Below are 15,597 nucleotides of genomic sequence, written 5' to 3' on the forward strand. Positions count from 1 at the left end.
AAGTGCGGTCAATTTTCAGAAAGTTTTACGCTAAACGCTGTCTCACAATTTCAAATAGACACACACCAGTTGCCACAGACACATTTAATGAAGACACAGAACCCGCCATTGGAATGCTAATTAATTGATCGCAATTTTCACGTGTTAAACGACGCATTCCATCACCTTCCGCCCCCATTACTAATGCCAAACCACCAGTTAATTTAGCTTGATATAAGGTTTCCGTTGCTTCGCCTGCTGTACCTACCACCCAAATATTGTGTTCGTTTTGTAAATCACGTAAAGTACGTGCCAAGTTGGTTACACGAATTAATGGTATTACCTCAGCTGCACCACAAGCGACTTTACGGGCAATAGAACTTAACTGTGCAGATTTATCTTTTGGCACGATAACCGCACACACGCCAGCAGCATCTGCAGTACGTAAACACGCCCCTAAATTATGTGGGTCAGTCACGCCATCAAGCACTAATAACAATGGAGATTGTTTATTTTTTAAAATCGCATCTAAATCCGCTTCATTGAGTTCTTTAGCTGGCTGAATACGAGCAATGATACCTTGATGCACTTCACCATCTGCTTTTTTATCTAAGGTTTGACGGTTCACAAATTGCACCGAAATACCTAAGCGATGAAGCTCATTTAACAATGGTTGAAGGCGTTTGTCTTCACGTCCTTTTAACACATAAACTTCAATTAAACGCTCTGGCGCAGTGTTCAAAAAGGCACTCACAGCGTGAATACCATAAATGTTTTCACTCATCTATTTTCTCTTTTTCTCTGATTTTTTCTTACTTTTCTTAGCGGAGGATTTGCTCGAAACTTTTGATTTTCCGACCGCACTTTTACGCCCTTTGCTTTTCGAACGTTGTTTTTCGATACTTTCGGCATAACGCAGATTTTTCTTCATTTTGTCTTTCAATGTTTTACCTTCACGCAATGGCTTTCGTTCACTTGACACTAAAGAGAAATCTACTTGGCGTTGTTCAAGGCTCACTGCTTCCACTTTGATTTTGACCTTATCACCGACGCGGTAAATCATACCACTATTTTCGCCAATTAAGCGCTGTTTAGCTAAGTCAAATTGGTAATAATCGTTATCTAAGGTGGAAATATGTACAAGTCCATCAATAAATAAATCATCTAATCGAACAAACAAGCCAAAGCCCGTTACAGAGGAAATCACACCACTAAATTCCTCACCCACGTGATCTTGCATATATTCGCATTTGAGCCAATCAGCCACATCACGAGTAGCATCATCTGCACGACGTTCAGTCATTGAACAATGATCGCCGAGTAGATCCATTTCATCCAAGGTGTAATGGTATCCGCCAGTGTCAGTTGTTCTACGTTTAGAACCTTTTAATTTGGTTAAAAGATATTTAATACCACGGTGTAAGGTTAAGTCCGGATAACGACGGATTGGCGAGGTAAAGTGAGCATATTCTTCCAACGCTAAACCAAAATGACCAATATTCTCTGGGGAATAAACCGCTTGGCTTAATGAACGCAATAACATAGTTTGAATTAATTCGTGATCAGGACGTTCTCTCACTTGTTCTAGTAACTCGGCGTAATCAGAGGTGCTTGGCTTTAAGCCCCCACCGAGTCCTAATCCACATTCATTTAAGAAACTGCGAAATGCGGTAATTTTTTCTTCGCTTGGCCCAGCGTGAATACGGAATAACGCTGCCTCTTGGTGTTTTTCTACAAAGTTCGCTGCTGCAATATTGGCGAGAATCATACATTCTTCAATGATTTTGTGTGCATCGTTGCGGATAACTGGCTCAATGCGCTCAATACGTCCCATTTCATTAAAGACGAATTTGCTTTCAATCGTTTCAAAATCAATCGCACCACGTTGATGGCGGGCTTCAACTAATGATTGATACATTTTGTGTAATTCAAGCAAGTGCGGTACTAAATTGTGGTAGCGTTCGCAAAGCTCTTCATCGCCCTCTAAAATGCGAGCGACTTTGGTATAAGTTAAACGGGCATGAGAATTCATCACCGCTTCGTAGAACTCATAGCCTGTAATTTTACCTTTTGCTGATACATTGAGCTCGCACACCATACACAGGCGATCAACTTGTGGGTTTAATGAGCAAAGTCCATTAGAAAGCACTTCTGGCAACATCGGTACCACTCGATTTGGGAAGTAGACCGAATTACCACGAGCGTGAGCCTCAGTGTCTAATGCAGTACGTTGGCGTACATAGTAGCTCACGTCTGCAATAGCTACCCAAAGTTTCCAACCGCCACCACGTTTTTTCTGACAGAAAACCGCATCATCAAAGTCGCGTGCATCTTCGCCATCGATTGTGACTAAAGGCAATTGACGTAAATCAACGCGCCCTTCTTTGGCTTCTTCAGGCACTTTTTCACTAAGTTTTGAAACTTGTTTTAATACTGCATCAGGAAACACGTGTGGAATATCGTGGTTACGGATCGCAATTTCCACTTCCATACCTTTAGCCATATTTTCACCCAAAATTTCAGTGATCACTCCAACGGGTTGGCTAAAGGTAGCTGTGCGAGGTTTTAATTCAACCACTACAACTTGCCCCATACGAGCACCTTGTCGAGATTCATTTGGGATTAAAATATCACGATTGATACGGCTATCATCTGGCACGACATAGCCAATGCCATCTTCTAAGAAAAAGCGACCAACGATTTGTTTTTTACGTTGTTGGAGTACGCGAACAATCCGGACTTCTTGGCGACCACGGCGGTCAAAACCACTTGGTTGTGCAAGTACATAATCGCCATGCATCACTTTTTGCATTTGGTTATTAGGAATAAACCAATCGCTGTCTTTGCCTTCTACCTGTAAAAAACCATAGCCGTCACGATGCCCTAAGACAGTACCTCTTAATAAATCCAATTTATCTGCAAGCGCATAGCGTTTACGTTTAGTAAAGACAAGTTGCCCGTCATTTTCCATCGCTCTTAAACGGCGACGCATACCTTCTTGTTGTTCTTCATCAGTAATCTTTAGTGTCGTCAAAAGTTCCTCTTTTGACATCGGGGCATTGTGTTGACGGATAATATCTAAAATAAATTCGCGGCTTGGGATAGGGTTTTCGTATTTTTTAAGTTCTTGCTGATAATTAGGATCCTGCATTGGTTTGATTTTTTTTGGTTTTGGCATAAGCACTCCTTATCGAATGAGGAATAACATTCGTATATCCAGTAAGTTTGACATTCTCAACCTATTAAAGCAAGGGAAATACCAAAGATTGCTTAATTGATGATAAATGTTCTATTAAAGGGGAATTGGCACAGAAAAGCCAAGGGATTTTCGATAATTTACAGAAAATTTTCTGTTATAAAGGCGCATTTTTTGATACATTTAGCACAATTTTTTTCAATACTCAAAGACAGAGTAGTTCTTGTTCAATTTAGTTCAGCGGAATTCTTATGTTACTCAAAAAAATTCGTGGTTTATTTTCAAATGATCTTTCGATCGATCTTGGTACTGCTAATACATTAATCTATGTAAAAGGGCAAGGCATTGTGCTGGATGAGCCTTCAGTAGTGGCTATTCGTCAGGATCGTCTAGGCTCATTAAAAAGCATTGCGGCTGTTGGTAAAGAAGCAAAAATGATGTTAGGCCGTACTCCAAAAAGCATTGTGGCAATTCGTCCGATGAAAGATGGTGTAATCGCAGACTTCTCTGTGACTGAAAAAATGCTACAACACTTCATTAAACAAGTTCACAGCGGCAATTTTATGCGTCCTAGCCCACGTGTTTTAGTGTGTGTGCCAGCTGGTGCGACTCAAGTTGAACGTCGAGCAATTAAAGAATCTGCATTAGGTGCAGGTGCACGTGAAGTGTATTTAATCGAAGAGCCAATGGCTGCGGCAATTGGTGCGAGATTACCAGTTTCAACAGCAACAGGTTCAATGGTAATTGATATTGGTGGTGGTACAACTGAAGTTGCGGTAATTTCATTAAACGGTATTGTTTATTCTTCTTCTGTTCGCATTGGGGGTGACCGTTTTGATGAAGCGATCATTTCTTATGTACGTAAAACTTTTGGTTCAATCATTGGTGAACCGACCGCAGAGCGTATTAAGCAAGAAATCGGTGCGGCTTACTTACAAGAAGGTGATGAAGTGCTTGAAATGGAAGTTCACGGTCATAACCTTGCAGAAGGTGCCCCACGTTCTTTTAAATTGACTTCACGTGATGTTTTAGAAGCAATTCAACAGCCATTAAACGGTATTGTTGCAGCAGTGCGTACTGCACTTGAAGAATGTCAGCCAGAACATGCGGCAGATATTTTTGAACGTGGAATGGTATTAACAGGGGGCGGTGCATTAATTCGTAATATTGATGTGTTGCTTTCAAAAGAAACCGGAGTACCGGTAATTATCGCTGAAGACCCACTTACTTGCGTAGCACGTGGTGGTGGTGAAGCCTTGGATATGATTGATATGCACGGTGGCGATATTTTTAGTGACGACCTGTAATGAATAGCGAAAAGTGCGGTAAAAAAGACCGCACTTTTTAATCATAAGCTTAAATTGACTATTCTGATGTCTATATGAAACCCATTTTTGGAAAAGCCCCTCCACTTGGTCTTCGCTTAATCCTTGCTGTTATTGCATCGATTATTTTAATCGTGTCTGATGGTCAGACAAATGCGATGATTAAAGCACGCAGCATAATGGAAACAGCAGTTGGTGGTTTGTATTATCTTGCAAACACACCTCGTACTGTATTAGATGGCGTTTCTGATAACTTAGTCGATACCAATAAGTTACAAATTGAAAATAAAGTATTGCGTGAGCAGTTGCGCGAAAAAAATGCTGATTTATTGCTATTAGATCAACTCAAAGTTGAAAATCAACGATTACGTTTACTTCTTAATTCTCCTTTACGTACTGATGAATATAAAAAAATTGCTGAAGTGCTAACAGCACAAACAGATGTATACCGTAAACAAGTGGTTATTAATCAAGGTGGGAGTGATGGTGTTTATGTTGGCCAACCTGTTATTGATGAAAAAGGTGTAGTAGGGCAAGTGATTTCAGTAGGAGAAAATACTAGCCGTGTGTTGTTATTAACTGATGTAACCCACTCTATCCCCGTTCAAGTCTTGCGTAATGATGTGCGTTTAATTGCAAGTGGTACAGGGGAAACAGAAGAGCTTACCTTAGATAACGTCCCTCGTTCAGTAGATATCGTAAAAGGCGATTTGTTGGTAACTTCGGGGCTAGGAGGACGCTTTTTAGAAGGTTATCCAGTGGCGATTGTAGATTCAGTTTCACGTGATGGACAAAATTATTTTGCTACGGTGACAGCAAAACCACTCGCTTCCATGGAACGCCTGCGTTATGTCTTATTATTGTGGCCGACAAATGAGGAATCACGCAATGTGAATACTATTTCACCTGAAGATATTCGTCGAACTGTTCAAGAACGTTTAGAGAATCAAGGCAACGAATCTCGTAATGTGAGAAAAGCTCTTGTGCAGGAAGAACAAGAAAGTGCGGTTAATAATCATGGGAGTAATACGGAAGATATACAATCCTCATCAAATGAAGAGTCAGTACCAACAGATACCCCAATAGAGCCGAATATTGACACAAGCGAACCTGTTGAGCAGCAATACAGGGAGGAACATTAATGCAAAAACGTTTTTTATTGCAATTATTGATCGTGGTCTGCATTTTTATTGTTGCTCTGGTAATGGAAATTGCACCTTGGCCAACGGATTTTCAGGCATTTAAACCGGCTTGGCTCGTTATGGCATTGGTTTACTGGGTACTTGCGATTCCAGAAAAAGTCAGTATTGGAGTGGCGTTTGTACTTGGTTTAATTTGGGACTTAGTGCTAGGCTCAATTTTAGGAGTTCATGCACTTGTGCTCTCTGTATTCACTTATATCATTGCGTGTAATTATCTGATTTTACGTAACCTATCCCTATGGATGCAAAGTTTACTGATTGTTCTCTTAGTCTTTGCAATTCGCTTGAGTATTTTCTTGATTGAATTATTTATCCATAGTGCTGCATTTAACTGGCAGGAAATTTATGGTGCACTGGCGAGTGGATTGCTATGGCCTTGGGTATTTTTATTACTCAGAAAAATTCGTAGACAATTACATTTACGCTAATAAATTTAGATGCAATACACAAATTTTGTGTTGCTGTATAAATAGTTAATCCACATAACTTTTCTTTTTGATAAAATTAGAGCTTTCTTTTAAAGGATAATCCATTATTAAGCGATGAATTATGTGGGTGAAAAATAAATGCCAAGTAGGGTTTTACTTGGCATTTACTATTTAACGTAAGAAATTCGGTATGTTGCTTTCGTACTTTGCGATTTTATCTTCGTGTTGTAATGTTAAACCGATATTATCTAACCCATTCAATAAACAATGACGACGGAAGCTATCAATTTCGAATCGGTAAACTTTACTATTTGCAGTCACTGTTTGCGCTTCTAAATCGACAGCAATCGTAGCTCCTTCATTTGCTACTACATATTGGAATAATTCATCGACTTCCTGTTCACTTAAACGAATAGGCAGCATTTGGTTATTCAAACTATTACCGTAGAAAATATCAGCAAAACTTGGGGCGATGATGACACGGATACCATAATCATCTAATGCCCAAGGGGCGTGCTCACGGGAAGAACCACAACCAAAATTTTCACGCGCTAATAAAATACTTGCACCTTGATAACGAGGGTAGTTAAGTACGAAGTCAGGATTTGGTTGTTTTCCTTCTTCGTCTAAAAATCGCCACTCATGGAATAGATGAGCGCCAAAGCCAGTACGAGTAACTTTTTGTAAAAATTGTTTGGGGATAATGGCATCCGTATCTACATTTGATGCATCAAGTGGAATTGCGATACCAGTATGTTGTTTAAATTCTCTAGGCATATATTTTCTCTCTTAATTAAAGTGATCCTAGTCTTTTATGTTTATCTGTTTAAAGAAAACCTGTTTATATTCAGATAAAAGCGAAAGTGCATTGTTTGAATATAAAATAAAAGTGCGGTACTTTTTTTAATATTTTCTTTTTTTACTTTATTAAAGCGCAGGGGCGATTAATTTAATTCGATATTGCGAATATCGACAAATTTACCATAAACAGCAGCAGCTGCTGCCATAGCAGGACTGACTAAATGAGTGCGCCCACCACGTCCTTGACGTCCTTCAAAGTTACGATTACTGGTCGAAGCGCAACGCTCTCCTGGCTCTAAGCGATCATTATTCATGGCTAAGCACATTGAACAGCCTGGTAAACGCCATTCAAAACCAGCTTCAATAAATATTTTGTCTAAGCCTTCTTTTTCAGCTTGTTCTCGTACTAATCCTGAACCAGGTACAACAAGGGCTTGAACTCCAGCAGCAACTTTACGTCCTTTTGCGACTGCGGCCGCAGCGCGTAAATCTTCGATACGTGAGTTTGTGCAAGAGCCAATGAATACTTTGTCAATGCTAACATCTGTTAACTTAATACTATGTGGTAAATCCATATAGGCTAATGCTTTTTCTGCAGATTGACGTTCTATCGGATCACGCATTTCTTCTGGATTTGGAATAGTTTGATCAATTCCAATAACTTGACCAGGATTGGTTCCCCAAGTAACCTGAGGCTGAATTTCACAGGCATCTAACGTGACGACAGTATCAAATTCAGCATCTTCATCGCTATACAAATTTTTCCAGTAGCCAACAGCCGCATCCCAATCTTTACCTTTAGGTGCGTAAGGTTTATCTTTTAAATAGGCAAAAGTGGTTTCATCAGGTGCGATCAAACCTGATTTTGCGCCTAACTCAATAGCCATGTTACACACTGTCATACGTCCTTCCATAGATAAGTCGCGGATCGCTTCGCCACAAAACTCAACTACATGCCCTGTACCACCACCCATTGTAGTTTTACCAATGATTGCCAATACAATATCTTTGGCAGTAATGCCTTCTCCTACTTTACCGCGTACTTCAATTTTCATTTTTTTTGCACGAGCTTGTTTGACTGTCTGTGTCGCTAATACATGTTCGACTTCAGACGTACCAATCCCAAATGCTAATGCCCCAAAAGCGCCATGTGTTGCGGTGTGAGAGTCGCCACAGACAATCGTCATACCTGGTAGCGTTAAGCCCTGTTCTGGCCCCATGACATGCACAATACCTTGGTTAATATGGTTAATGTCGTAAAGCTTGATCCCAAATTGATCCGTATTTTTAGCTAATTCGACCATTTGAATCCGTCCCATTTCACCAGAACCAGCTAAATCACGACTATCTGTAGGCACGTTATGATCCATCGTCGCAACGGTTTTACTTGGTTGGCGAACGATACGCCCCATCGCACGTAAGCCATCAAAAGCTTGAGGTGAAGTCACTTCATGCACTAAATGACGATTAATATAAATTAAAGGTGTTTCGCCTTCTGCTTCATGGACAACGTGGGCATCAAAGAGTTTTTCGTATAGGGTTTTGCTCATTTTTTATTCCTTATTAGGGGGGCTTTCTATGTGTTATTCAAGAAAGCCAATCCAGCTAAGCCTTTTTCTTTTCTATTACATTGTTTAACGCAGAGCGTATAAACTTGTTACGCTATACTCAAACAATATAACAGTTCCTAAAATTTAAATTCCTTCGATGGCTTAGAAGGGATTTTTTGTTTTAAACAGTAAAAGTACGGTCAACTTTATAACAATTTTATTTTACCGCTTGGGCGATTAAATCACCCATTTCTTTAGTCGAAATCGGTTTGCTTTCGTCCGCTAGGTCCATAGTACGGTAGCCTTCTGCGAGCACTTTTTTCACCGCATTCTCAATCGCTGTTGCTGCATCATCTAAGTTAAAACTATGACGTAGCATCATGGCAGCAGAAAGGATTTGTGCAATTGGATTTGCGATACCTTTTCCAGCAATATCGGGAGCAGAGCCACCAGCAGGCTCATATAATCCAAAACCTTGTTCATTCAGACTAGCTGAAGGTAACATCCCCATTGAGCCTGTAATCATGGCGCATTCATCTGAAATAATGTCGCCAAAGATATTAGAACAGAGTAATACATCAAAAAACTCAGGCTGTTTGATCAATTGCATCGTCGCATTATCAATATAAATATGATCTAATTTCACATCAGGGTAATCTTTTGCGACCTCAGTCACCACTTCACGCCATAAGACTGAGCTTATTAATACATTCGCTTTATCGACAGAAGTGACATGCTTGCTACGTTTCATTGCTGTTTCAAACGCAACTCTTGCGATACGTTCAATTTCATAACGATGATACACTTCGGTATCAAATGCTTTTTCATTCGCGCCTTCACCTTCACGGCCTTTTGGTTGACCAAAGTAAATACCACCTGTTAATTCTCGGACAGTCACCATGTCAAAACCTTTGGCAGCAATATCGGCGCGTAATGGACAAAATTTTTCTAAACCTTGATACAGGGTGGCTGGGCGTAAATTACAAAATAGAGCAAAATGTTTGCGTAACGGTAGTAAGGCGCCCCGTTCAGGTTGCTGATTAGGGGGTAAATTTTCCCATTTCGGACCACCAACTGAACCAAATAAAATCGCATCGCTTTCTTCGCAACCTTTCAAGGTTTCAAGTGGTAATGGCGTGCCGTGATTGTCAATGGCAATACCACCTACATCAAAAGTGCGGTAATTTAACTTGAAACTGTATCTTTGTTGTACAGCATCTAATACTTTGATGGCTTCTGCCATGATTTCTGGACCAATTCCATCGCCACTTAAGACGGCAATATTGAATGTTTGCATTTGTTTTTTCCTTTATTTGAGCAATTATTTAATTGTTATTTTTACTTTTTTGCATTGTTATCTCAGTTGTGTTCGTTTTATTTATACAACTTTATTTTTCTAAAATTTTTTGTGCTCAGGCAGTTTACGTGAGGATAAACAGCCTGTTTACGAGCCGAAAAGTGCGGTGCTTTTTGCGAAAGTTTTTTATACCCCTGCAATTTTATGTAATTTTAAATCTGCCACTTTTTGTGAGCGGTAAATTGCATTGATAGCATGGATTAATGCCCTAGCGGAAGATTCAACGATATCTGTGGCTAAGCCTACACCATGGAAACGTCTCCCGTTATGTTCGACGACGATATCCACTTGTCCTAAGGCTTCCGCACCTTCACCTTTAGCTGTTAAGTGATAGTTCAACATTTTCACATTTAAGCCCGTAATTGTTAAAATCGCGTTGTAAACTGCATCTACAGGGCCATTTCCGCCGTTTGAAACTTGACTGATTTTCTTACCATCTAATTCTACCTGTACAAAGGCTGAGGCTGGTAAATGGCTGATACATTGAGAAGTGATGACGTCTAAAGTTAAGCGATCTTCATCACCTTGTTGCATATCAATAAACGCTAATGCCTCTAAATCGTAATCAAATACTTGTCCTTTTTTATCGGCTAATTTTAAGAAGGCATCATAAAGCTTATCTAAATCGTAGTCGTGGTCTTGGTAGCCCATTTCTTGCATATGATTTTTCACTGCAGCACGGCCTGAACGTGCAGTCAAATTTAATTTTTCTTTTTTCAAACCAATGGTCTCTGGTGACATAATTTCGTAGGTATTTTTATGTTTCACCATACCGTCTTGATGGATACCTGATGAGTGAGCAAACGCATTAGAACCTACGATAGCTTTATTCGGCTGAATTGGCATATTACATAATTGACTCACCATTTGACTTACACGATGAATTTCTTGGGTATTGATACGCGTATCTAAACCATTGAACATATCTTGGCGTGTCTTGATTGCCATGACTACTTCTTCTAATGCCGTATTTCCCGCACGTTCACCAATGCCGTTAATCGTACATTCAATTTGTCTTGCGCCATATTGCACAGCGGTTAATGAATTGGCGGTAGCCATACCTAAGTCGTTATGGCAGTGTACTGAAATAGTCGCTTTATCAATATTAGGTACACGGTTCATCACATTGTGAATAATCTCACCAAATTGAGTAGGTAACGTATAGCCAACTGTATCAGGAATATTGATAGTCGTTGCACCAGCATGAATTGCAGCTTCTACAATACGACAAATGTTATCAATTCCTGTACGCCCTGCATCTTCGCAAGAAAACTCTACATCATCAGTATAATTTCTCGCACGTTTCACAGCATGGATCGCCATCTCAACGACATCATCAAACGTGCGACGCAATTTAGCCTCTACATGTAATGCTGAAGTGGCGATGAAAGTATGAATACGAAAAGCTTCCGCCACTTTTAACGCTTCGGCAGCGACATCAATGTCTTTATCTACTGCACGAGATAATGCACACACTCGACTGTTTTTGATGTGGCGAGCGATGGTTTGCACTGATTCGAAATCCCCCGAAGAAGAAACGGGAAAGCCTACCTCCATTACATCAACGCCTAAACGTTCTAAAGCCAAGGCAATTTGTAATTTTTCTTTTACTGTCAAACTGGCTTTTAAGGCTTGCTCGCCATCGCGCAATGTTGTGTCAAAAATGATGATGTTGTTGTTTGCCATATTGTTTATCCTTGCTTTTATTTTTTGACTAAAGTGCGGTGTAGTTTTAGAAAATTTCAATAAAAAACCCGCCAAGTTAGTGCGGGTTAATTGCTTTGGATTTTTTATTCACTGTATTTTATCCACAACCTATCCGCACACGACTGTGAGAGCAGAATGTTGAGAGATAAAATACTAATGTTAAACATAAGTTAAATCCTTGTTTGAAACTGTAACGTTTTTTATCTTACCGATTAATATCATGCTGTCAAATTAATTTTTAGCATTTAATTTTAAAAAATGGCGTTTTTTTAGTTTTAGAATAGAGTTAAATTCTTTTTTATTTGGGTGTTAAAGTGTTTGTTTCTACATTATGTGAAAGCTACGATTTTTTATGCTAACTTTTGCTAAATAGATAAAAAATAGCACTTTTTTGATCTTCTGTCAGATGAATGGCATTTATAGAAAGAAAAAGTGCGGTAAAAATTTAAGAATTTCCACCGCACTTTTTTATTATAATAATCTAAAAGTATTACTGCCCATAATACGCATTCTTACCGTGTTTACGTAAGTAATGTTTATCTAATAGTTCTTGTTGCATAGATTGTAGATTTGGGCGAAGTTGGCGAGTGAATAAATTCATATAACCAATTTCTTCCAATACGACGGCGTTATGTACCGCATTGTCAGCATCAGTACCCCAAGCAAAAGGACCATGAGAGTGAACAAGGACAGCAGGCACATCTTTCGGGTCGATGCCCCGTTCACGGAAGGTTTCTACAATTACTTTGCCCGTTTCAAGCTCGTATTCCCCTTGAATTTCAGCAGGTGTCATTTTACGCGTGCAAGGAATAGAACCGTAGAAATAATCCGCGTGGGTAGTGCCCGCAGCGATTAAATCTTCCCCCGCTTGTGCCCAGATGGTGGCGTGGCGAGAGTGAGTATGCACAATCCCGCCAATAGTAGGGAATTGACGATATAGCTCTAAGTGTGTTGCGGTATCCGAAGAAGGTTTTTTCGTTCCCCATACACGATTGCCGTGTAAATCTACAATCACGATATCTTCAGCGGTCATTACATCATATTCCACCCCCGACGGCTTGATTGCCACAAGTCCGCTTTCACGGTCAATCGCACTAACATTCCCCCAAGTAAAGGTGACTAAATGGTGTTTTGGTAATTCTAGGTTGGCTTTTAAAACTTTCTCACGTAATTCTTTTAACATACAAATCCCCCTTCTTGCATTTTTTGTTCAATCCAACGGCGTGCTTTGATAATTTCTGCAATTGGCTCTTCGGCTTTTTCAGTCCACATTTCAATTAAGAAGGCACCGCGGTAATTTAGTTCTGCCAATGTTTTAAAACATTGCACGAAATCCACACATCCCTCACCAAAGGGAACATCACGGAATTGCCCTTTACAGGTTTCAGTGACTTTATAAGCGTCTTTCAAATGAATAGCGGAGATTTTATCTATGCCCAGTTTTAATTCTTCTACGACATTATCATTCCACGCTGAAAGATTGCCTAAATCAGGATAGACTGTAAACCAAGGGGATTTAATAATATCATCCCATTTTTTCCAACGGCTAATGGAGCTCATAAACTGGGTATCCATAATTTCTACTGCGATGGTGACTTGATGACTTGCTGCGAGCTCAACAGCCCATTCTAAACCTTGTTGGAAACGTTGAATGGTGCCTTCATCTTGCTCTTCGTAATAGACATCGTAGCCTGCTAATTGGATGGTACGGATACCTAAATCTACGGCGAGCTGAATCGCTTTTTGCATAATCTCATAGGCTTTTTGACGAGTGGCTTCATCACGGCTACCAAATGGGAAGCGGCGATGGCCAGATAAACACATAGATGGAATGGTCACGCCGGTATTTATCATGGCTTTGACCAGATTGATACGTTCTTTTTTGCTCCAATCTAAGCGTGCCAAGCGTTCATCGGTTTCATCAATAGAAATCTCGACAAAATCAAAGCCACAGGCTTTGGCGATAGAGAGTCTGTCTTGCCAGCTGATATTCTTCGGCAAGGCTTTTTCATAAATACCTAGTTTATGTTTTCTCACGATATTGTCCTTTGTAAGTTATGCTAAAAGAACATTTAATCCTTTGTTTCTTAGCATTGAAATAATTTCAGGATCTGCTTCTTTACCAGTGATTAATAAATGAATATTATTTAGTTCACTAAACAGCATACCTGCTTGTTTGCCAAGTTTTGAACTATCTAATAAAACGACTAGTTTACCTACTCGAGAAAGCATTCTCTGTTCAGAGTTTGCGATAAGCATATCAGTTTTATATAGTCCATCAACAGTGAGCCCTTTTCCGCTGGTAAACATAATATTGGCGGCATAGATCGCTTCTGCACTAGTATTCAATGACAGCATAATGGCTTGGTTTTTATTGTACTGTCCTCCCATAATGACTACATCATTGTGATCATGCTCAATTAAATAGTTTGCTAGCGGTAAAAAATTGGTCATTATTTGAACGTTTTTGCCGCAAAGGCTACTACCAAGCATTAGCATAGTTGAACCACAAGTCAGGATGACACTTTCGCCTTCTTGGCAGATTTGTGCTGCAGTTTCCGCAATACGTTGTTTCTCATTAGCATTATTTACTGGAAGAGGTTGTGGGCGATATACCCGTTTCTCGATCACTTCGGCTCCATTACGCACTTTACGTAATCTGCCTTGTTCGTTTAATTTTGTAATATCACGTCTTGCTGTTGCAGGTGAGATATCCAATAAACGGATAATTTCTTGAGTTGAAAGCGCTTTCCTTTCTTCTAATAAATTGAGTAGCTGTCGTTGTCGATAATGTTCGTTCATTATTTTTATTTCCTTAATTAATTCGAAGCTATTGTATCAATAATGAACAAATAAGCCACGCAAAATTGCGTGGCTAAAGATAGCTTAAAGCATTGACTTAAACTGAATATTCGGTTCGTATTCAAAGCAGTCATCGAAGCCACGTGGGTGGTGGTACTCGATAAGATCTTTATCTTGTGGATAAACATACTTGCCACCCACTTCCCAAATAAATGGATGAAATTTATATTGCAAGCGATCTTTACGCATACGCCAGAGATGTAAAATCTCATCTGTGCTTGCCATAAAATTAGTCCAGATATCGTGGTGAACAGGAATAATTACTTTACAACGTAAGCATTCTGCCATACGGAGTAAATCAACTGAGGTCATTTTATCTGCAATACCTACTGGGTTTTCACCGTAGTTATTTAATGCTACATCAATATCAAATTCTTTACCGTGTTTAGCAAATTGAATAGAGTAGTGTGAATCTGCACCATGGTAAATATTACCGCCCGGAGTTTTGAATACATAGTTTACAGCTTTGCGTCCCATTTCTTCATCAGATGGACAGAGACCTAATAGTTCACCACCACGTTCTTCAGCACCTTCAACAGGTAAAGTTACTAAACAAGTACGGTCAAAAGAGTCAAGTGCATGAATTTCAACGTCTTTTAATTTCACTACATCGCCTGGTTTTACAATAATGATACGCTCTTCTGGAACACCCCATTTTTTCCATAACTCAGCACAATGCCACGGACCAACAAATTTCACGTGATCGAGTTTTGGGTTATTTACGATTGCAGCAGCAACATTTACATCAATATGGTCGCTGTGATAATGCGATGCTAAAATAAAGTCTACTTCATTGATTGCAAATGGATCTAATACCATAGGTTGAGCACGTAAGTTTGGTTGTAATTTACGTACACCTGCCATATTGGCCATTTGGTGACCTCGCACCATATCTTTTACTTTCTTAGTGGCTTTACCACGACCACACCATAAATCCATACAGATATTGGCACCTGCTGGGGTTTTAATCCACACACCTACACATCCCAACCACCACATTGCAAAGTTACCTTCAGGTACAACTTCATTTTCAATTTCTTCGTTTAACCAAGTTCCCCACTCAGGAAAAGTAGAAAGGATCCAACTCTCACGGGTGATTTCGCTAATTTTGCTCATTTTGGGCTCCTATAAAATAACTAACTAATAATATAATCACATATAATCATATATAATCAAGAAAGATAACTCAA

The 15,597-nt window shown here is 39.6% G+C and carries 13 protein-coding genes; 3 read left to right on the top strand and 10 right to left on the bottom strand.

Annotation, left to right across the window (positions count from 1 at the left end; translation table 11 throughout):
- Nucleotides 1-25 precede the first annotated feature (25 nt).
- Both rlmB and rnr read right to left on the bottom strand, forming a co-directional pair.
- Nucleotides 26-763, bottom strand: a complete 738-nt coding sequence (rlmB, locus tag CKV78_RS00575; RefSeq protein ID WP_005765225.1) for a 23S rRNA (guanosine(2251)-2'-O)-methyltransferase RlmB — start codon at nt 761-763, stop codon at nt 26-28.
- A complete protein-coding gene (gene rnr, locus CKV78_RS00580; protein ID WP_005765227.1) occupies nt 764-3,157 on the bottom strand; it encodes a ribonuclease R in 2,394 nt (797 codons plus the stop codon).
- Nucleotides 3,158-3,426: 269 nt separating this feature from the next.
- Between rnr and CKV78_RS00585 the strand changes: the two genes are divergently transcribed.
- From CKV78_RS00585 to mreD, 3 genes are all read left to right on the top strand, one after another.
- Nucleotides 3,427-4,482: a rod shape-determining protein gene (locus tag CKV78_RS00585; RefSeq protein ID WP_005765230.1), complete on the top strand. Its 1,056-nt coding sequence runs from the start codon at nt 3,427-3,429 to the stop codon at nt 4,480-4,482.
- A 74-nt stretch (nt 4,483-4,556) separates the two neighbouring features.
- Complete coding sequence (mreC, locus tag CKV78_RS00590) at nt 4,557-5,642, top strand: rod shape-determining protein MreC (protein WP_005765232.1); 1,086 nt, start codon at nt 4,557-4,559, stop codon at nt 5,640-5,642.
- Nucleotides 5,642-6,130, top strand: a complete 489-nt coding sequence (gene mreD, locus CKV78_RS00595; RefSeq protein ID WP_005765234.1) for a rod shape-determining protein MreD — start codon at nt 5,642-5,644, stop codon at nt 6,128-6,130. The genes mreC and mreD overlap by 1 nt, the downstream gene beginning before the upstream one ends.
- Nucleotides 6,131-6,301: 171 nt before the next feature.
- Here mreD and leuD read toward each other — a convergent pair whose 3' ends face one another.
- The 8 genes from leuD to ulaG form a co-directional block, all read right to left on the bottom strand.
- The gene (gene leuD, locus CKV78_RS00600) at nt 6,302-6,907 is read right to left on the bottom strand and encodes a 3-isopropylmalate dehydratase small subunit (RefSeq protein WP_005765236.1); all 606 of its coding nucleotides are present in this window, start codon (nt 6,905-6,907) and stop codon (nt 6,302-6,304) included.
- 167 nt (nt 6,908-7,074) lie between these two features.
- On the bottom strand, nt 7,075-8,481 hold the full coding sequence (gene leuC, locus CKV78_RS00605; protein WP_005765238.1) for a 3-isopropylmalate dehydratase large subunit: 1,407 nt from the start codon (nt 8,479-8,481) through the stop codon (nt 7,075-7,077).
- Between the two features lie 217 nt (nt 8,482-8,698).
- Entirely contained in the window at nt 8,699-9,778 is a 1,080-nt protein-coding gene (gene leuB / locus CKV78_RS00610) for a 3-isopropylmalate dehydrogenase (RefSeq protein WP_005765240.1), read from the bottom strand.
- 186 nt (nt 9,779-9,964) lie between these two features.
- Nucleotides 9,965-11,524, bottom strand: a complete 1,560-nt coding sequence (gene leuA, locus CKV78_RS00615) for a 2-isopropylmalate synthase (RefSeq protein WP_032855677.1) — start codon at nt 11,522-11,524, stop codon at nt 9,965-9,967.
- Between the two features lie 511 nt (nt 11,525-12,035).
- Entirely contained in the window at nt 12,036-12,728 is a 693-nt protein-coding gene (araD, locus tag CKV78_RS00620) for an L-ribulose-5-phosphate 4-epimerase (protein WP_005765621.1), read from the bottom strand.
- Nucleotides 12,722-13,582 carry an L-ribulose-5-phosphate 3-epimerase gene (locus tag CKV78_RS00625; RefSeq protein ID WP_095075274.1) on the bottom strand — a complete coding sequence of 287 codons (861 nt, stop codon included), beginning with the start codon at nt 13,580-13,582 and terminating at the stop codon, nt 12,722-12,724. Before CKV78_RS00625 ends, araD begins: the two co-directional genes overlap by 7 nt.
- Before the next feature lie 18 nt (nt 13,583-13,600).
- Nucleotides 13,601-14,347 carry an HTH-type transcriptional regulator UlaR gene (gene ulaR / locus CKV78_RS00630; protein WP_005765244.1) on the bottom strand — a complete coding sequence of 249 codons (747 nt, stop codon included), beginning with the start codon at nt 14,345-14,347 and terminating at the stop codon, nt 13,601-13,603.
- 84 nt (nt 14,348-14,431) lie between these two features.
- A complete protein-coding gene (gene ulaG / locus CKV78_RS00635; protein ID WP_005765246.1) occupies nt 14,432-15,523 on the bottom strand; it encodes an L-ascorbate 6-phosphate lactonase in 1,092 nt (363 codons plus the stop codon).
- Nucleotides 15,524-15,597 lie beyond the last annotated feature (74 nt).

The sequence above is a fragment of the Pasteurella dagmatis genome (assembly GCF_900186835.1).
GTDB classification, from domain to species: Bacteria; Pseudomonadota; Gammaproteobacteria; order Enterobacterales; family Pasteurellaceae; genus Pasteurella; species Pasteurella dagmatis.

Bases quoted from the DNA above. Each gene is read 5' to 3' on its own strand.
- leuA (WP_032855677.1), bottom strand. From the start codon at position 11,524: ATGGCAAACAACAACATCATCATTTTTGACACAACATTGCGCGATGGC.
- mreD (WP_005765234.1), top strand. From the start codon at position 5,642: ATGCAAAAACGTTTTTTATTGCAATTATTGATCGTGGTCTGCATTTTT.
- leuB (WP_005765240.1), bottom strand. From the start codon at position 9,778: ATGCAAACATTCAATATTGCCGTCTTAAGTGGCGATGGAATTGGTCCA.
- ulaG (WP_005765246.1), bottom strand. From the start codon at position 15,523: ATGAGCAAAATTAGCGAAATCACCCGTGAGAGTTGGATCCTTTCTACT.
- ulaR (WP_005765244.1), bottom strand. From the start codon at position 14,347: ATGAACGAACATTATCGACAACGACAGCTACTCAATTTATTAGAAGAA.
- rlmB (WP_005765225.1), bottom strand. From the start codon at position 763: ATGAGTGAAAACATTTATGGTATTCACGCTGTGAGTGCCTTTTTGAAC.
- CKV78_RS00585 (WP_005765230.1), top strand. From the start codon at position 3,427: ATGTTACTCAAAAAAATTCGTGGTTTATTTTCAAATGATCTTTCGATC.
- araD (WP_005765621.1), bottom strand. From the start codon at position 12,728: ATGTTAAAAGAATTACGTGAGAAAGTTTTAAAAGCCAACCTAGAATTA.
- leuD (WP_005765236.1), bottom strand. From the start codon at position 6,907: ATGCCTAGAGAATTTAAACAACATACTGGTATCGCAATTCCACTTGAT.
- leuC (WP_005765238.1), bottom strand. From the start codon at position 8,481: ATGAGCAAAACCCTATACGAAAAACTCTTTGATGCCCACGTTGTCCAT.
- mreC (WP_005765232.1), top strand. From the start codon at position 4,557: ATGAAACCCATTTTTGGAAAAGCCCCTCCACTTGGTCTTCGCTTAATC.
- rnr (WP_005765227.1), bottom strand. From the start codon at position 3,157: ATGCCAAAACCAAAAAAAATCAAACCAATGCAGGATCCTAATTATCAG.